We start from the raw sequence: 19,329 nt of genomic DNA, 5'->3' as shown, positions 1-19,329 counted from the left end.
TTAAGAAACAGACCACAAGGCCTCAACCAAACCTGAATGTCGCTCAATTCGAGATTCAGCCGCTGTGCGAATCAAATGGCCGGATCCCCACAAGGTGAAGTCTTTTTTCGCCCTTGTAATACCTGTATAAATCAGCTCTCGGGTTAACACTGGCGAAGGCGTCATAGGCAACAGCAAATCGACTTTCTCAAACTCCGAACCTTGAGATTTATGAACTGTCATTGCAAACACGACTTCGAACTCACTCAGTCGACTCGGTAACAAGCCCGTAAAGCTGCCATCAGGTTGAATGAACCAAACCCTCAATCGCTGCGATTCATCTGGCATGCACAAACCAATATCACCATTAAACAAGCCCAACGCAGCATCATTTCGTGTCAGCATCACCGCTTTACCGGGATACCAAACATGAGGATCTTTTACTCGTCCACGTTGATAAAAGTACTGTTCAAGTTGAGCGTTTACCTTCTCCACACCAAACTCACCTTGACGCACAGCGGTTAAAATTTGATAGCGAGAAAACACAGAGTATATTTTTGAAATAGACTGACTGTCGTAAGCGCTATTATTTACCTCGCGAATCGCATCCCAATATTCATCATAACCTTTTGCCAAGGTCGCAATGTCAGCTTTGGTTTGCCCTTCTTTAGGTATTTGCCAATGAACATCTGCTTTGTTCGATTCAAGGCAATGCAAAACGCCTTTAACATCACCTGCGTTCATGGCTTTCGCCAGTTGACCAATTCCACTGTCTGCGGCAAAACGGTAACTGGTTCTTAGTAAGGTCAAAGCTCGGCTGATAGAAGGAGCCGAAGCATTGGAATAAGGCTGAAGATTTTCATTCGTTAGTTGCGCCAAGCGTTCCGCCCAATCTGGCTGAAAATAAGCCTTCTCGATACCGAAGGATAAATCGCCTAACACTCCGCCCGCTTCCACGGACGCTAATTGATCTTTATCGCCCAATAAAATCAATCGCCCATGAGATGGCATGGCATCAATCAGTTTTGCCATCATGGGTAAATCCACCATGGACACTTCATCCACCAGCAAGACATCAAGATGTAAGGGGTTTTCTTTATTGTGCTTAAAGCGGCTGCGGCCAAAATCACTGCCTAATAAACGGTGCAAAGTACTGGCTTGCTCTGGAATCGCTTGCTTAATATCGCTACTTAAGGGTAAGCCAGATTTGGCTTTAGAAATGGATTCCGTTAAACGCGCTGCCGCTTTCCCGGTTGGCGCAGCCAGTTCTATACGCAAAGCTTGACCTTGCTCTGCCGCTTGCGCGACCAACAAAGCCAATAACTTAGTGACAGTGGTTGTTTTACCTGTTCCAGGGCCTCCACTAATTACAGCGAACGGCAAACTCGCCGCATTCGCGACAGCCACTTTTTGCCAATCTACAGAGTCACTTTTATTCGGGAAAAGCTGCGCAATCAGATTCGCATCCACATCATAAGGCGACACATCAAACTGCTTCTTCAAGTAGGTCAGAACCTGCTGTTCATATTGATAATATCGATATAAATACAAACGTGTTCCAGACAACACCATCGGACGCTCAACAAGCTGCTCATCTAATGTCACCAAAGCACTTTTCGCCAGTGCGTTTCTCCATTCATCAACACTCGTAACACCACATAAAGCCAATGCACGACGAAGCTCTTCTAACGTCATACCTTCCGGCGGCGTTTGCCAAATGGCCGCTAAATCAATACAAATATGCCCCGCGCCAAGATAAGCACTGCATAAAGCGCCCGCCACCAACACCGAATCAATGTCTTCCTCGACATGATTTGAAAGATGCTCAACCCATTGGCAATCAATCGCACGTAATATCCCTTTTTCCTGCCAAACGGATAAATCCAAGCCATTAGAAAAGTCCATATTGCACCGCCTCATTGGTATCTGCATCGCCACAGAAAAGCGCATCTAAGGCATTGACATGTTCAAGCGTTAAACGAGTTTGGAAGACGCCCGTTTGCTGTCCAGAGCGCATACCTCGAAGAAATAAATACACCACACCGCCGACATGTTTCTCATAGTCATAATAAGGCAAACGCTGTTTTAACAAGCGATGCAAAGCCAACGTATAAAGTTGATATTGCAAATCGTATCTGTGTTCGCCCATGGCATGAACAAGTTTATCCTGCTCATAATCGGCAAACTCGTCACCCAAATAATTCGATTTATAATCCAGAACGTAATAACGCCCTTCCCACTCAAATAACAAGTCGATAAAACCTTTCAACATACCTTTTAATGGACGATCTTGGATCATAGGCGCAATACGCGACACAGCATCATGCTCACGAGAAATTCGATCCAATTGTAAAGCATTCATGCCATCAACAGGAATAAAGAACTCCATTTCCTTTCGACAAGCAGACTGAGTCAATGCACCAAGGCTCATGCCTTCAAATAGCTCTGTATTGACGATGTCCGGCAGCCATTCATTCAACACAGATTGCCACTCTGCAAAGCCATGACGCTCATAATAATCCGCCATCAACTTATGATGACTTGTTTTAAGCAAGTCTTTAAAACTCGGCGTAGAGGTCACATCATGTAAGGCTTTGCCTTCCAAAGTATCGTGCAAAAAGGTTCCCGGCTTAGCGCCTTTTGGAAAGGTAAATCGATTACTCACTGGCTCTAACAAGAGTTCAGGTTCGTCTATAAGATCCATCAGCGAGTCGACCACATTGGTCATTTCATCCAAGCCAGGCACACTTTCGTCGTGTCGCTCTTTGTCTTCCACAACCAAAGACGAATAACTTCCCACCCACCAATCTCGTTCAATTCGGCCTTTAAATTCGAGTGCTTCAGGGTTTACCACTGCCGCTTCAGCCATTTTAAATCTTGGCAATCCTAAAGGTTCGTTAGGTAAGTTTTGCAAACACATTTGATGGGGCTGATAACGGCTACAAAGACGCTCAAGGCTTGGGTATAAAGCTCCAGCATCCAAAGGTTCACCTTCCGAGATCAAAGCGCCAACGCCACTTAGATGCACATTCGATTCCGCTTCTTTCTGTTTTGTCGCGCCCTTTCCAACGTCCATACAACCAATAAAACAGGCTTCTTTTGAACGAGTAAGCGCGACATAAGCCAAACGAATTTCCGCAGCGTACAACTCTTCTTTATGTCGCTCGGCTTCGTCTTCATCTGGATCAATGGCAATCCATAACTGCTGCAGGTCATCATGATACAAAGCAGAACCTTTTTGATCTCGATACGGCGTTAAAGCAAAAGGCAAATACACAATCGGGTATTCCAAGCCCTTACTTTTGTGAATGGTAACAATGCGCACCAGCTCAGCGTCTGTCTCAAGACGAATTTTCTGTTCATCACTGTTGCCGTTCGGATTTTGAATCGCCAACTTGAGATAACGTAAAACACCTTCTTTCGAGTCCAGTTCAAGGGATTTTTGCTGTAACTTCTCGGTCAAGTGCAAGAAGTCTGTTAAACGTCGCTCACCGCCAATATGACTCAGCATATTCGCCGCCAACGACACTTCTTGCATAAACATTCTTAACATCGGCAAGAGACCTTGTTGATCCCAAACCTCAAGGTACTGACGGAACTTTTTCACCCACTCTTCGTACACAAGATCATCGTGATTCAGAGTGTCTAAATCTTCCAACGACCACTCAACCAAGTTGGTCGCCAAAGCCGAACGTAGCTTACTTTCCTGCCCATTAGACAAAATGGCCGTCAATACGATTAATAGCTCACGAGCTTCAACGGTTTCAAACACGGAGCCTTTGTCACTCAAATACACGCTGGCAATACCACGCTGGCGCAGTGCCGATTTCAAAGCGTTAGCTTGGCTAAAGTTCGTCACAAGCAAGGCAATGTCTTTTGGTCGAACACCTTCACCATCAACAAGCGCTTGCCCTTGCTGGCCTTCCAGTAACAGTGCGTGCAAATGCGCAGCACAGGATTCCGCCATGATGTTCCGATAATCCGCTGGAGAAACCGGCTCATCTGTTTCTTGATACAAAAACTGCAAAGCAGCTTGGTTTTCCCCTTGTCGGGAAAAGCGTCCTGCGATGCCTCGGTCTTGCACTTCAACAAACGGAATACCGTCCACTCGAAACGGTTTATCTTGAGTGGTAAAAAGCCCATTAACCGATTGAATCATGGCTGCCGAAGAACGGTAATTCGTCGCTAAAGAATAAATACTGTCGACCTGTTTTTTCGCCGCCAAATAAGTGTAAATATCCGCGCCACGAAAGGCGTAAATCGCCTGCTTCGGGTCGCCAATCATGATCAAACCTAAGGCATTTTGGTCTGGCGTTGCAGGCGCATAAACATTAGAGAAAATCCGATATTGCACCGCATCGGTATCTTGGAACTCATCAATCAAAGCAATCGGATAAAGGTGACGAATTCGCTCCGCCAGTTTCCCGGCTTCGTCTTGTGCTAACGCGACGTCTAATGAGGTCAATAAATCCGTGAAGGTCAGCGATTGTGTACTGCGTTTCCAGCGTTTCATTCGCTCTTGAGTGTGTTGCCAAAGCTGGGTTAACAATACCGCTTTTAATCGGCCCGCTTCTGGAAAGCTTTCTCGTAAGGTTTTCACCAAGTCAAAAAACGCATGAACAGGTGGCTCGCCGCCTCTACTTATGCGACTCGCGTGCTCATTGGCGTCAAACTTTTCAAGGCATTTATCCAGCTCAAAACGAGACGAATGCGCCCATTGCGTCATGGTTTGAATGTCTTTCGATGGGTCTTTACGCCAAAAATTACGCTTAATACCACTGTTTTCTAAGGCATCAATAATGTCTTGGGATTGCGCCAGCCACATACTTCTTACATCAGCCATGGTTTGCTGTGATTGCAGTAATGCGCTTTCCCAATCGTAATCGGGCGCGACAATTTGAGCGTCTGGCTGATTATTTAGTAACGACAGGTCTTTTAGTAAGGCGTCTGGCGATGACCAAATTGGCTGAATCAAAGCCGCTTTCGTGTCATCCATGGGATAAAACACACTTCGCCAGACATCTTTAACCGCCATAGACAAAGGCGCTTGTTCGTCGGTTTCTATGGTTTGCTGAAAGAGCATGCGACTTTCAAACGCATTTTGGCTCAACATGCGCTGACAAAAACCATGAATGGTAAATACAGCGGCCTCATCCATTTGTTTTTCAGCGTAAAGCAGTTTTTCGATCGCGCCTGATCGTTGGTCATCTGACATTTGCGCCAGCCAATCTTTCAAGAACACATCTTTACTTTCGCCTTGCAACAAAGCCTTACGCGCCACACGAATTCGATCTCGAATTCTGGCTTTCAATTCTGCTGTGGCCGCTTCGGTAAAAGTAACCACCAAAATTTGATCAACCGTCAGCGGCTTACTTAAATCACCTTCGCAGCCTGTTGGTACAAGAAGCCTTAAATATAAATTGGCGATGGTGTAGGTTTTTCCTGTTCCTGCGCTGGCTTCAATCAAACGCTTCCCAAACAAAGGAAAGGTTAACGCGTTTAACTGCTCTGGCGTTGGAGAGTTCAAAGAGGGAGAAAACAGACTCATTCGAGCACCTCCAAATGACGGTGCATCGGCAACCAAATGAGTTCACACATGGCGACAAAGTTGTCTTTTTGATCGTTTAAATCTGGGTAATAGCGCTGCCAATAAGCGTCGTCAACTTCGCTACTAGCAAAAGCGCTACTGCTTTCTTGATAAATCTTCAACGCTTGTTCCCATGCCGTATCAGCATCACCTTCCGTCTTACTGGAACAATAACTTTTACACCAAGCATCGGCTGCTTTCGCAGGCAATGCCAAAGGCTGACATAAGCCTTGCTGCAACAAAGCCAGCATATTGGTTAGGTGCTCTTTCGCTTCATCCGGCGAGATTAAGATAAAGCCATGTTGCAGCAATTTACCTGTTTTCGAGAGATTAATAAGGTGATGTTGCTTCGGCGTACCTTGAGCACACAATGCCAAATGCTCAATCCAGACCTGCATTTTTTGATGGGCGGATAAATCACCTATTCGATAGGACAAACGCGTCGTGGCTGTAGGACGATCTAACCAAGCTTGAAGAAGAATGCTGCCTAGCGATAAATTCACTTCGATTGGCTCGCACTCTTCCAATGAATATCCTTGCAGAGCCGTAAACAACTGTTGGCATTGGCTTCGACTTTTCTGCAAAGACAAACGCCCTAATGCGCCGTAAGGTAACTCTCCTGTCAAAGACAATCTTTCAATAAAAGTCGCTTCATCGCCTTTTAACATGGCTTGGAGCAAGGCTTCTCGCAGTTGATAACCAGCCAAGCCGTCTAAAGCGAAAGGTTCGTCTTCTCTCTCTTCTTCTTCTCGTAAGCTCAAATACGCCTTTAAACGACGTTGGGTGAAATAACGTGTTGGGTGACTGATAAAGCGCGACAATTCATCCAAGGCCAGCTCTAATCTAGGTTGCTCCAGCCCTTCCAAAGGCGTGAATCCAGACACGACTTCCTCTTCTTGAACACTCATTAAAGCCGGCAACCATTGCTCGTCATAACTGTAAAATCGTTCACTTGAAGAAGAATGGCCTGAAGAGTAGTAAGCTGGATTAAAGGGTTGCAAAGGATGCTTCACAATCAGTCGCTCTAACAAGGCGGCTTGCGCTTCATCCGGCGCCAGATTTTGATCACCCTCAAACACACAACTTTGTCCGATGTATTCCAATAGTTCGCTCACCAAGATAGACGGATTTTTTTCGCTGTTATCCTGAATGCTACGGCCAACATAACTGATGTAAAAACAGTCTCGTGCGGACATCAAAGCTTCAAGGAACAAGTATTTGTCGTCTTCTCGGCGGCTTCGGTCGCCGCTACGATATTGCCCAACCATCAAATCAAAGCCCATTGGCGCCACGCTTCGAGGATAATCCCCTTCGTTTAATCCCAATACACAAATCACTTTAAAAGGCACAGAACGCATCGGCATCAAGGTACAAAAATTCACTCGCCCAGCAAGAAAACGCTGACTTCCTTGAGACTCTTGCAGCATAGGAGACAACAGCTGGCGTATTACCTGTTGCTCTAAAGGTGCGTCAAAATGCGCTTGTTGCCATTGCAGCGTTAACGTATCCAAATGTTTACTCAATGACGAAGGAAACGCATCGTCTTCTTCAACTAAAAAGAACCTTTCTAATAAATAATATAAGGTTGAAATCCACTCTTTTGGTGATAATGCCTGCATAAGGCGCACTTGAGCATCGTCAATCGCAACGAGGAATTCTGCTAGCTTTCCTGCAACAGACGCTTCCAAACCTTCCACATCACCATAACTTAATGTGCCTTCCCAAATATGATCATGACCCATTACATAACCTAATAACATGCGTCGCATGCCATTTAGCCAAGTGTGAAATTCTTGAATTGGAAGGTCATGTTGTTGAGCCGTTTTACCATCCATGCCCCAGCGAATACCCACTTCTGTAGACCAAAGACGAATACGCTCTAACTCGTCTGTGGTCAGCTCAAAGCGCGCCAACACGGCAGGCACTTCCAGTACACTGATCAATTCCGACAAGGTGAAACGGCTTTCGCCTAAGCCGAGTAGATACAAGTAGGCATCGACAATCGGATTTTCCATTCCACCCGATTGATCTATTAAGGCGAAGGGAATGTATTTTTTGCCTTGTGCGCTGTTTTTCGCACCAAAAACCGCCTTAACAAATGGGCTGTATGTGTTTACGTCTGGCAACATCACAATGATGTCTTTTGGCGTCAAAGTTGGGTTTTGCTCAAACATTTGCAAAAGCTGATCATGTAAGACTTCCACCTCACGCAATGGGCTGTGGCAAAGCTGGACTCGAATGCTTTGGTCATCACAATCCACCAAGTGACGGTACTCGGCCGTCGCAATATGAGCATCGCGCTCTTCTTTTGAACCATGATTTTCTAGGGTTAATACATCTTGCTGAACCCATTGCAACAAGCCATTTTTTTGTGAATTCAATGCAAGCTCTTGATTCTCAAGCGCTTCGCTATTTTTAAGCACTTCGCTTGCCATAGCATAATCTTCAAATACTTCTAATTGGTTGTCTGCCATGTCTTGCAGTTGTGCGATGTAATCTCTTCCCAAACGCCCCCAACTAGCCAACAAAGGATTCGCATCAAGGTGCAAGGTATCAGCACTCAAACCTGGCTTAAGGGTTTGGCGTTTAATCTCTCGGCCAAAGTAATGTTTATCCACCACATCACCCCAATAAAAACGACATGGGTTTTGTAGGAAAAGATGAATTTCAATCCAACCAGATGCGGCCAATACACGAAGTGATTCTAAGGTGTTAGGTGGAAGCGAAGAAACGCCAAAAATAAAAATACGTTCCGGCACACCCACAGGTCGAGACGAGGATTGAGACGCTTCTTGCAAGGCTTCAATCAAGTTTCCACGATGATATAAGGAAGTGCCTTGCTCACTGATGTCTGCAACCAAATCCCGCCATAAAATCGCTTGCCAAGGCTGCTGCTCGAACAAGGCGTTTAAGGAGGCATCTTGGCATTCACCGGATTCCCAAATCTTGATCCAATCAGGTCGATAAACAAGATATTGGTCGTAAATATCCGCAATACTGCTGCACAACTGAAAACGTCGAGTTTGTGTGTCGTCATCTTCTAGGTACCAACTCAGCGCCTGAAACTCTGGATCTCCTAAGCGAGAATCTAGAATGCGCATTAAGCGCCAAACTAAGAAAGGTTTGTTAAATTCACTTTGAGAAGGAATATCGCTCAGCGTTTGGGCAAAGGTCTGCCAAACAAAAGTAGATGGCAACGGGAAAGAAAAGCCCGCTGAAATAGAATGAGACTGAGCTAAAAACATCTTCAACCACTGAGCCATCCCAGGGTTTTGTACCAGAATATACTCGTCATCAAATGGGTTTTCTGGCGGAGAGACAGACAAAATCTTCGCAAGCAATACGGCCAAATCCTCTAGCCGATTACCTGTATAAAGTTGAAACATTTACAAATCCTACTATTTCAAAGAAACAACCGAAATAAGCCTACCCCTGCAAGGCTCAAAAAAGAAGACATTTCATGCAGACGAAAAACGCGGTGAGGCTTACGCCAAACCGCCCATGCATAGGTATTTGATTTCGACGTATTCATCGATGCCGTATTTAGAACCTTCGCGACCACTGCCGGATTCTTTCATGCCGCCAAAAGGCGCCACTTCATTGGAGATAAGGCCTTCATTAATGCCCACTAAACCGTATTCCAAGGCTTCGCCTACTCGCCAAGTGCGACCAATGTTTTGTGTGTAGAAATAAGCGGCTAAACCAAATGGCGTATCGTTCGCCAATGCCACAGCTTCTTCCTCTGTGCTGAAACGGAACAATGGCGCAACAGGGCCAAAAATTTCATTGGAGAAGATCGCCATATCACGGGTAACATCAGTGAGGATAGTTGGCTCAAAGAATTGCGCACCGGCTTCGCTGGCTTTGGCGCCACCAAGTAATGTCTTCGCGCCCTTGCTCACAGCGTCTTGTACCAATTCTTCCACTTTATTAATGGCGACTGGATTAATCAGTGGGCCAATGGTCACACCTTCTTTGAATCCTTCTCCGGTTTTAAAGGTCGCCACTCGTGCAGCAAGCTTTTCTGCAAAAGCATCGTAAATACCATCTTGCACAAGAATTCGATTAGCACACACGCAAGTTTGACCTGCATTGCGGTATTTTGAAGCAATGGCTCCTTCGACGGCCGCGTCTAAATCTGCATCATCAAAAACAATAAATGGCGCATTGCCACCTAATTCCATTGAGGTACGTTTGACGGTTTGTGCGCACTGGGACAACAACAATTTGCCTACGGGCGTTGAACCTGTGAAGCTCAGTTTGCGAACGGTTGGATGGCTGGTCAGTACGCCACCAATGGCTTTAGCGTCTTTACCTACAACCACATTCAACACGCCAGCCGGAATACCAGCTTGATGGGCTAATTCGGCCAAGGCCAAAGCACACAAAGGCGTTTCCTCAGACGGCTTAATCACAATAGTACAACCTGCCGCCAAAGCAGGACCGGCTTTACGGGTGATCATGGCGATGGGGAAATTCCATGGCGTAATGGCCGCAACCACACCAATGCCTTGTTTGATGGTTAAGACGCGACGGTCATTAGCAAAGGTTGGGATAACATCGCCATATAAACGACGCGCTTCATCGGCAAACCACTCAATAAAAGAAGCGCCATAGGCTACTTCCCCTTTGGCCTCTGCCAGTGGCTTGCCTTGTTCCAAGGTCATTAGTTTAGCTAAATCATCTTGGTTATCGAGAATGAGTTGATTCCAGCGACGTAGCAAGGTTGTACGCTCTTTGGCGGTCAATGCCTGCCAACTTTTTTGAGCTTTTGCAGCCGCTTCTACCGCTAAGGTGGTTTCTTTAGCCCCTGAATCAGCCACATCTATAATGTGCTCACCATTCGCTGGATTGGTCACGGCAAAGGTCTTACCGGATTCTGCCTCTTGCCATTTTCCATCAATATAAGACTGACATTTCAACAAAGAAATTGTTGCTAATTGTGCGTTCATAAAAAGTCTCAGCTCGATTAATTTAAGTAGCTCACACAATACTAAACAATATGGCTTAGGTAAAAGATCACGGGAAATCAACTTAATGTTTGCAGGCCGTCAAACATTCTAAAAGCAATAAAAATGAAGAATTCATTCAGAGAAGGTAATTGGATCGAATCGGTAGAAAGGTTTTGCATTCGATGGTGGAGCTATGCGGGATCGAACCGCAGACCTCTTGCATGCCATGCAAGCGCTCTCCCAGCTGAGCTATAGCCCCATCGAACAGCGCAGAATTTTATGAGCACTTTATTTGAGTGTCAACTGAAATCCATAGTTTTGTTAAGCATGGAGGTTTTCGTACATAAAGCTACAAAAGTCCGAATTCTAGCGCTATGGCACTAGGAAACAATGTGTTTTTATTAACGGTTAAAATATATGCAACTACTTTACAGGTAAAAAGTACATCGATGGAATTTCCAAGCGCTTTAGATGACCTTATGATGGCTCAGCAACCTATCCTAAAAAAATCAAAGGAGATTTTTGGGTACGAATTGCTATTCCGAGAAAAAAATACAGAGAGTGCCAATGTTACTGATGGCGAAACAGCGACAAGCCAAGTATTAGTGAATTTATGTATTGGCATTACTGAAATCGGCGCCCAACTTAACAAACCTTTTTTTATCAACATGACCACAGACCTCATGTTGTCTGACGCCTTTTTTCCGACAAACCCAGGCTCTGTATACATTGAAATTCTTGAAGACCAAACATTAACGCCAGACTTCTTAGACGCACTCAAAAAATGGCAAGCCGCTGGCTATCAGTTTGCCTTAGACGACTACCAATTCGGTGCTGATTATCAAGCTCTTTTACCTTGGATTTCCATTGTGAAAGTCGATGTTCTGTCAACGCCACCAAGCCAATACGCAAAAGAAATCGCAGATTTAAAAAGTAAAGGGATTACTTTATTAGCTGAAAAAATTGAAGACGCTGAAATGTTCGAACAATGTGAGCAACTTGGTTTCGAACTCTTTCAAGGCTACTTTTTACAACGTCCAGAAATCATTAAGGGCAAAAAGATTAGCTCAGCAACTCAAAGCGCCATCACATTATTAAAAGCGCTTCAAAACAACGACATAAGTATAGAAAACATCACCGAACTTGTTACAAAAAACCCCAAACTTTCTTATCAATTGCTTCGGATTTTAAACAGCCCTATTTGCGGCATTCCAAGAAAAGTCACCTCAATTAAAGAAGCGGTTGTTTACCTAGGCCTCAACCAACTGAAAAAGTGGGCTCTGCTCATCACAATGACATCGTCTGCAGCTCAGCCGCCATCTCTACTTAAAATACTATTAACCCGTGGACGATGCTGCCAGTTACTTGCAGAGAAGAATCAATCCAAAAATGCTGATTCTGCTTTTATGGTCGGCTTAATGTCTGGCATTGATGCCATGCTTAATTTGGAAAAAAAGAGCGCCTTGGCTCAAATCGCCTTAGAAAAAAGCATGCTTGACGCCATCATTAACCAAACTGGTGAGTTGGGCGATTATCTCAGCCAAACATTACTTTGTGAGAATCAAGACTGGGAAACAATGCAAGCCATGAAACCAGAACAACTCGCAAACCTCAACCGATCTTTCCTAGATGCAATGATCTGGGCAAAAGACGTTATGAGATCAATAAATTAACTCCACTTGTAATTTAATCCGTATATTTTCCTTTAAACGATTGACACTTAAAGAAAAAGCCATAAAATACGCATCACCTTTTTCAAGGCCAGTGTGGTGGAATTGGTAGACACGACGGATTCAAAATCCGTTGCCGAAAGGCGTGGCGGTTCGAGTCCGCCTACTGGTACCAACATTAAAAAAGCGATTGCATTTGTAATCGCTTTTTTTTTGCGGTTAAAACGGTTAATTCGAAAAGTTAATCATCAAAACCTTGGTTTACGTAATCAGGCAAATCTTCTTCTTTTGGAATCGGTGTTGACTTACCGTTGTCATCAATCGCCACAAACTTAAACATACCTTCAGTCACTTTTTCACGGTGTCCAATGCGCCCACGTCTAACCCAAGCTTCCACTAAAATATTCATAGAGGTTCGGCCAACGGATTCAACTCTTGTATAAACCCCTAAGATATCCCCAACCTTAACAGGGCGAATAAAACTCATCCCATCCAAGGCGACAGTCACAACACGAGACTGAGCACGCTGCCCTGCACATATCCCTGCGGCAATATCCATTTGAGATACAACCCAACCACCAAAGATGTCGCCAGCTGGGTTCGTATCACCCGGCATCGCTACTGTTCTTGTCGTAAGACGACCTTTTGCCTGCTCTTGTACCTCTGACATAACACCTCACAACCAAACGTTTAATAGGATCTGATGACAAAATACTATCACAAGGAGGCAAAATATCTCGTCAAACTTAACTATTAGCCTTTTAAAGCAAAAACTATTTAACCAGCAGATATAAAAAAAGGTAAAAACAAACGCTTGTCTGTTTTTACCTTAATATTCCAGGCTCTTAAAACCTAAATTTGAACAACGAAACTGCTTTTAGTTATCGAAGTAGCGCGTCAGCATACTTAGTGCATCACGGTTAATTCCAACTCGTGTATCTGTATCGGTAGAACTAGGACGAACACCCAGTTTAATGCCTACGATTGCATCACTGTCTTTCGCGAAACCACTTGCCGACAAACAATCATGTATAACTTGTTCAGTCATCAAAGAAGTAGGCTCTATTGGTGCTGGCGGCATATGAGTGTCTTTCCAAACACCGTATTCAGACTCTTGATTTGAAGCGCCAGAAAACATAATGCCTTCTAACAAATCCGCCTTTTTCACCGCTTCAATATGTTCTAACGCTTGCTCTGCACGCTGAGTTTCTAACGCGGAGCGTCCCCAGTTAATGACAATACCAAGTGGCGTTTTCGTCTGTTCGTTTAAAGCTTTTAAAACCTTAATTTCATCTTCTAAGCTCAAAAAACCTTTCGCTGGTGCATGACCTTCATTTGGTGCGTCACAGTGCTCAATCAGAAGCTGAGCGCCTTGCCAATCCCACTCCAACAAGGTCTTCAAAGACTTTTCAAATGCCTGAGCCGAGCCTGATGCTTTCGTACGATTTGGAGCCGTTTGCAGAAAGATCCCTTTCACTGACTGACGACCAGTAGACTGGTTCAACTTGGCAATCGCATCACGGGCTTGAGCGCAAAACTCAATGGCTTGTTGACGGCCTTCTTCATCATCTGAAGCCAAACCAAAATTTGGATTCTTACTCAAGGCTCCCATCACACCAGGAATACAAGTAAAAACGAAATCCCAGTTAGGATCGATATTCTCTAAAAACCATGCATCATCGTGACCGTGTAAATTACCCACAAAAGGATGCTCTAACCCTTTAATTGAATCTAAAGACTTCAACTGTGAATAATACTCACCTTCTTTCTCTGCATCCCAACCACTCACATTCGGTGAACTTGCATAAGCGCCAACATAAAACTTCACGATACTTCTTCCTTTCATGGATTAAACAGACAATGAATTTCTAGTCACTATAGCATAGAGAAAAAAGCGATTTATAAACAAAAGTGTCTATAGAATTTATATGAGGAAGATAAAAGGTGCTGAGATTTGAACGAGATAAGGCGTATTTAAGAAAGTGCAGGCATAAAAAAAGGCACCATAAATGGTGCCCGGGACCGGAATCGAACCGGTACGCTCGTTAAAGCGCAAGATTTTAAGTCTTGTGTGTCTACCAATTTCACCACCCGGGCAATTCTGATTATGGAGGCCGGAGTCGGAATCGAACCGGCGTTCACGGAGTTGCAGTCCGCTGCATGACCACTCTGCCATCCGGCCTCTATCAGAAATCTGTTTTTTGGAGCGGGAAACGAGGCTCGAACTCGCGACCCCAACCTTGGCAAGGTTGTGCTCTACCACTGAGCTATTCCCGCGTCTCAAAAGACGGTGCCTATTCTATGTATTTGAGCTTTCACGTCAAGGAAAAAATCCAAATAAATAGCTAACTTAGCGTTTTTTTTGCTGTCTGTTTATTTTTTATTCGACTCTTGAGACCTAAGCTCAGGCCAAGCGGCTTTTAAATAAACATACATAGACCATAAGGTTAGCAAAGCCGCTGCAATCAGAACCGCTTCACCGACATGAGCCAAAACAGTATCAGGTCGACTGCCTAACAAGATGAATATAGCCAACATTTGCATGGCGGTTTTAAGCTTGCCTATGTAAGACACTGCCACGCTGGCGCGCTTACCCATTTCCGCCATCCATTCCCGTAATGCTGAAATGACAATTTCTCGACCGATAATCACAGCGCTGGCGAGCGTTAATAATGGATTAGCATAACTTGCGACTAATAAGACAAGGGCAATGGCCACCATAATTTTGTCGGCCACGGGATCGAAGAAAGCACCAAAAGGCGTTGTTTGATTAAGCTTCCGCGCTAAATAACCATCTAACCAATCCGTTACAGCGGCAAGAGCAAAAATAATAGCGCAAGCATGATAGCGACCTTCCCAAGGCAGGTAATAAATCACCACCAAAACGGGGATCATAAAAATACGTACAGAGGTTAATATATTCGGTATGTTCATTTTATTCCTAATTCTTAGGCGAAATTTTCTATCTTTCGACAAGCTTAACTTTTATGAAGGTAAAGATAAATTTCTTCTGCCTTTTTCACGCCAATTCCTTTTACTTTAGAAATGTCTTCTTGGCTTGCCGACAGCAGCTCTTGATAGCCACCAAAGGCGGTAAGTAACTCTTTACGACGACTAGGACCAATTCCCGGTATTTCTTCTAAGACAGAATGGCGGCGTTTCTTATCTCGTCTACGTCGGTGAGTTTTGATAGCAAATCGGTGAGCTTCGTCACGAATGTGCTGAATCAAATGCAATGCAGCTGAATCTGGAGGCAAGACAACCTCATCTTCTTTAGAGCCAATATACAAGGTTTCTAAACCGGGTTTACGCGTATCACCTTTTGCGACGCCCAATAAGAAGATATCCACCAAACCCAATTCTTTTAATACTTCTTCCGCTTGAGTGAGCTGCCCCTTGCCACCGTCTATTAATAAAACGTCTGGCGGATCAAGCTCGCCACTTTTGACACGCTTGTAGCGTCTAGTCAAAGCTTGTTTCATGGCGCCGTAATCATCACCACCTTCGACACCTTCAATATTAAAAGAGCGGTAACGCTTTTTATCTGGGCCATCGGGGCCAAAGACAACACAAGAAGCCACCGTAGCTTCCCCGCTTGAATGACTAATATCAAAACATTCCATGTGACTCGGCGGCTCAGCAAAACCTAACAATTTCTGCAAGGCCGTGACTCGACTGAAGTGATTGCGTTTATCAGACAAACGCGCCTGCAAACCTTGCTCGGCATTGAGTTTTGCAAGATCCAACCAACGAGCTCGCTGACCTCTTACATTACTAAGCACTTCAATTTTCTTTTGTGTCGTCTCAAAGATGCCATCCACCAAGGCTTCACCATCATCTAACTCATGGCTGACAATTAATGTCTTAGGAAGCTCTTGAATACCACCAAGATAGAACTGCGCAATAAAGGAAGACAGCAATTCGCCTTCTGATATTTCGATGGGCATTTTGGGGTAATGGCTTTTGCTGCCAACTACTTTACCGTTTCGCACCATCATCACATGAACGCATAAACCGCCAGGTTGAATAATGGACGCAATGACATCTGCATCACCTGTTTGCCCATAAACGTGCTGCTGCTCTTGAATGTGCTTCAATTGAATAATCTGATCGCGCAATTCTGCCGCTCGTTCAAATTCCATGTCTTCCGCGGCCGAACTCATTTGCGTTGTCAGCTCTGACGTCAGCTCTTGGTCTTTGCCCTGTAAAAACATTCGAGCATGGCGCACGTCTGATTCGTACTCTTCGTCGGAAATAAGTCCAACACACGGCCCAGAACAGCGTTTAATCTGGTACTGCAAACAAGGTCGTGAGCGGTTTGCGTAGGTCGAATCTTCACATTGGCGAACTTTGAATACCTTTTGCATGGTATTCAAACTTTCTTTTACCGCGCTACCACTGGGAAACGGACCGAATAAAGTCCCTTGACCTGTTTTGTCGCCACGACGAAACAATAATGCCGGATGTTGGTGATTCGATAAGAGAATATAAGGATAGGATTTGTCGTCCCGCAACAAAATATTGTATGGCGGACGGTGCTGTTTTATCAGTGTTTGCTCAAGCAATAAAGCTTCGGTTTCGCTTTTAGTAACAGCAATTTCAATGGTGTGAATGCGGCTAACTAAAGCCATGGTTTTGGTCGTTAAACCTGTCACTCGAAAATAGCTCGCCACACGATTTTTTAAGTTTTTGGCTTTACCAACATACAACAAAGCGCCTTTACTATCATACATGCGGTAAACGCCTGGACGAGTCGTTAAGTTGCTAACAAAGTGTTTTGGATCAAATTCTGAATGGCTCAAACAAACCTCGTTTTTCGCCTAGCCCATACCAAGCACATTGTAACGAACCGCCAAACGGATCAATTCAACGTCGCTCTCTATGTTCAATTTAGTAAAAATTCGCGTGCGATAAGTGCTCACTGTTTTTGGGCTGACATTTAAATGGTCAGCAATTTCATTCGACTTTTTGCAATCAACGATCATCTGAGCGACTTGCAGCTCACGGTCTGATAACTGCCCTAATGGCGACCCTTGCCCATCAATAGAAAACTTAGACAAGGCCATTTTCTGAGCAATGCTTTTGGAAATGTAGTGTTCACCTTTCGCAACAACATCAATGGCTTCTAGCAATTCAAGCGTGTTGGTACCTTTTGTCAAATAACCCGATGCGCCCGCTTCCAATAGTTTTACTGGATAAATATTGTCGTCTAATGCAGATAAAGCAATGATTTTGGTCTTAGGTAAAAGGCGCTTTATTTCTTTTGTCGCTCCCAAACCACCAATACCCGGCATATGAACATCCATCAATACGATGTCTGGTTTTAACTCCCTTGATTGAGCAATCGCTTCCTCGCCGCTGAGTGCAACACCAACAACCTCAACGCTATTCACATCTTGCAATACTCGACTAATACCATGGCTGACCATGTCATGGTCATCTACTATCAACACTTTTAACATAACCACCTCACCAATGTATTAATGCCTTATGCGGGAAGTTCGCCTTTATAGCCCATTTCCAATAGCTTTTTCTGGCTCACTTCGCGATAACGTAATCGCACACCAGAACCAAAGGTTTTTTGCGTGTAATAAAGCAAAGGAGCGATTTCATCTTCTTCAACAGACAAATCTTGAGCAATTTTGGTAATTAAATCCTTCACGCTCAATGTGTGTTTGTCTTCGATCATGACAACTTTTGGAATCACCAAACGCTCGCCAGCAATGACTTTATCTACAATTTTTAAATAACTTTGCTCAAACAGAGGCCAAGAAACGCGTTCTTCTTCTGATTTTAGCTTGTACCAACCGGCTTCAGAACCTGCAAAAAACACCGCTGGATGACTCCACTTATAAGTCAATGGATCAACTCGACAGGCACAGGCTTCAAGGTAAGCGGAACGAGGGTCAGACAATCCATAGGCTTTATAAGCCGTGCTGATCAGTTTTAAAAACTCTGAAATCGTCGGCGGCCACGCATACACTTCTTTGGTGCGCTCCACCGCATAAGCCAATAGTGGTTCCTGAAAACCTTTTAGAGCAATGGCCCATTCGCGCTTAGCCAATTTCACTTCATCAGGGTTACTGTAAGCTGAGGCAAATTTATGAGTATAAATTGCTTTAAATCGAGCGAACAGCATATTCACTAGAACACGTGTTTGCTGCTCCGCCTCACTTGGTCCCGAGTCACGGCTATGGCCCGCGTCTGGCTCACCAGTCTGTGTCGTGTATGTTTGTGAGGGCGTCGCTAACTTGTTCTCGAGAGGTTTTAGTAAATGTTGAATTGCCTGAGGTTCCTTCATATGAAGACCGATCCGATTGTTTGTATTGCCACTGACGTTTTACGTATTTAAAAAATTCGCTGTTCCAAGTTCTAACGTTTTTACGCTGTTCTTTAATTCTTAGCAAAAATTCTGTTTGTAATGACGAAGCAAATTCTCGTGTGATGCCTGCTTGGGTAATTTGCTCAAAAGTTGCTTCTTCAGGTTGCCATTGATCTGGCTGACGAGCACGCTCTTTTTGCTCCAAATACAAATCAAAATCTGTCACGCCTCGGCGATCATTCACTACAGGCGGAGAGGAAGGAGCATCATACTGTCTATTTGCTTGTGCTGCAGGGTACGATTTTGGCTGAGGCGCGCTTCTTGTCGGAACCGTACTCTTAAACTGAGAGCCTGTATTTTCCGGCTTTTCTCTTGAAGCTTTATGCAAACGATCCATTTTACTCATCAAAGAATCAGCAGGATCACCTACAGGTATATGTGAAGAATTTACTGTAGGCGCTGCACTTGTTGCACCTAATTGAATTTCCAATAGTTCGTCTTTTCGTTGAAAGTTCAATAGCTGACTAAGTTGCAAATTGGCTAATAATCGCATCAACATTGGCACTGTCCAAAATGGTAACTGAGCGCTTAATCGCCCCATTTCGACACGCAAAACCTGAGAGCCGCTTAAGTAAACCTGCTGCTTCAGAAATGTTAATAATACCGTTTCTTCTAGCCCAATTTGAGCCGCCATTGAAAATGATATTGGTAATGAATAGTCGTTATCCAACATAAATCTCGCTTCGCATACTGAGCGTCACAGTCTATCAAAAGCCATTCCCAGAAGCACGACAACCTTCACATCTTCTCTTTATAAAA

12 protein-coding genes and 5 tRNA genes are annotated in these 19,329 nt (G+C 44.4%); 2 read left to right on the top strand and 15 right to left on the bottom strand.

What is annotated here, in order from left to right; translation table 11 throughout:
- From recD to ACMUMQ_RS14080, 5 genes are all read right to left on the bottom strand, one after another.
- The gene (gene recD, locus ACMUMQ_RS14100; RefSeq protein WP_414682604.1) at positions 1-1,884 is read right to left on the bottom strand and encodes an exodeoxyribonuclease V subunit alpha; all 1,884 of its coding nucleotides are present in this window, start codon (positions 1,882-1,884) and stop codon (positions 1-3) included.
- Positions 1,871-5,527: an exodeoxyribonuclease V subunit beta gene (gene recB / locus ACMUMQ_RS14095; RefSeq protein WP_414682603.1), complete on the bottom strand. Its 3,657-nt coding sequence runs from the start codon at positions 5,525-5,527 to the stop codon at positions 1,871-1,873. The genes recD and recB overlap by 14 nt, the downstream gene beginning before the upstream one ends.
- A complete protein-coding gene (gene recC / locus ACMUMQ_RS14090) occupies positions 5,524-8,952 on the bottom strand; it encodes an exodeoxyribonuclease V subunit gamma (RefSeq protein WP_414682602.1) in 3,429 nt (1,142 codons plus the stop codon). Before recC ends, recB begins: the two co-directional genes overlap by 4 nt.
- Before the next feature lie 99 nt (positions 8,953-9,051).
- Positions 9,052-10,518, bottom strand: a complete 1,467-nt coding sequence (locus ACMUMQ_RS14085) for an NAD-dependent succinate-semialdehyde dehydrogenase (RefSeq protein ID WP_414682601.1) — start codon at positions 10,516-10,518, stop codon at positions 9,052-9,054.
- Between the two features lie 183 nt (positions 10,519-10,701).
- Positions 10,702-10,777 (bottom strand) — tRNA-Ala (locus tag ACMUMQ_RS14080).
- Positions 10,778-10,910: 133 nt separating this feature from the next.
- Between ACMUMQ_RS14080 and ACMUMQ_RS14075 the strand changes: the two genes are divergently transcribed.
- Positions 10,911-12,191, top strand: coding sequence for an EAL and HDOD domain-containing protein (locus ACMUMQ_RS14075; RefSeq protein WP_414682600.1), 1,281 nt, complete (start codon positions 10,911-10,913; stop codon positions 12,189-12,191).
- 87 nt (positions 12,192-12,278) lie between these two features.
- Positions 12,279-12,363, top strand: a tRNA-Leu gene (locus tag ACMUMQ_RS14070).
- A 66-nt stretch (positions 12,364-12,429) separates the two neighbouring features.
- Here the strand turns inward: ACMUMQ_RS14070 and ACMUMQ_RS14065 are convergent.
- The 10 genes from ACMUMQ_RS14065 to ACMUMQ_RS14020 form a co-directional block, all read right to left on the bottom strand.
- Entirely contained in the window at positions 12,430-12,858 is a 429-nt protein-coding gene (locus ACMUMQ_RS14065; protein ID WP_414682599.1) for an acyl-CoA thioesterase, read from the bottom strand.
- A 207-nt stretch (positions 12,859-13,065) separates the two neighbouring features.
- Positions 13,066-14,016, bottom strand: coding sequence for a DUF4862 family protein (locus ACMUMQ_RS14060; RefSeq protein WP_414682598.1), 951 nt, complete (start codon positions 14,014-14,016; stop codon positions 13,066-13,068).
- Positions 14,017-14,198: 182 nt separating this feature from the next.
- Positions 14,199-14,285 (bottom strand) — tRNA-Leu (locus ACMUMQ_RS14055).
- Between the two features lie 11 nt (positions 14,286-14,296).
- Positions 14,297-14,370: transfer RNA gene (locus ACMUMQ_RS14050), tRNA-Cys, on the bottom strand.
- Positions 14,371-14,390: 20 nt separating this feature from the next.
- Positions 14,391-14,465: transfer RNA gene (locus tag ACMUMQ_RS14045), tRNA-Gly, on the bottom strand.
- Positions 14,466-14,561: 96 nt separating this feature from the next.
- On the bottom strand, positions 14,562-15,122 hold the full coding sequence (gene pgsA / locus ACMUMQ_RS14040) for a CDP-diacylglycerol--glycerol-3-phosphate 3-phosphatidyltransferase (protein ID WP_414682597.1): 561 nt from the start codon (positions 15,120-15,122) through the stop codon (positions 14,562-14,564).
- A gap of 44 nt (positions 15,123-15,166) precedes the next feature.
- Positions 15,167-16,990: an excinuclease ABC subunit UvrC gene (gene uvrC, locus ACMUMQ_RS14035; RefSeq protein WP_414682596.1), complete on the bottom strand. Its 1,824-nt coding sequence runs from the start codon at positions 16,988-16,990 to the stop codon at positions 15,167-15,169.
- Positions 16,991-17,008: 18 nt separating this feature from the next.
- Complete coding sequence (locus ACMUMQ_RS14030) at positions 17,009-17,650, bottom strand: response regulator (protein WP_317004774.1); 642 nt, start codon at positions 17,648-17,650, stop codon at positions 17,009-17,011.
- 26 nt (positions 17,651-17,676) lie between these two features.
- Entirely contained in the window at positions 17,677-18,489 is an 813-nt protein-coding gene (locus tag ACMUMQ_RS14025; protein WP_414682595.1) for a replication protein P, read from the bottom strand.
- The gene (locus ACMUMQ_RS14020; RefSeq protein WP_414682594.1) at positions 18,398-19,243 is read right to left on the bottom strand and encodes a DnaT-like ssDNA-binding domain-containing protein; all 846 of its coding nucleotides are present in this window, start codon (positions 19,241-19,243) and stop codon (positions 18,398-18,400) included. Before ACMUMQ_RS14020 ends, ACMUMQ_RS14025 begins: the two co-directional genes overlap by 92 nt.
- Positions 19,244-19,329 lie beyond the last annotated feature (86 nt).

Source organism: Marinomonas algae (assembly GCF_047525555.1).
GTDB lineage: Bacteria > Pseudomonadota > Gammaproteobacteria > Pseudomonadales > Marinomonadaceae > Marinomonas.
The sequence above is the reverse complement of the archived record's forward strand: the minus strand, read 5'-3'. Positions and strand labels throughout refer to the sequence as shown.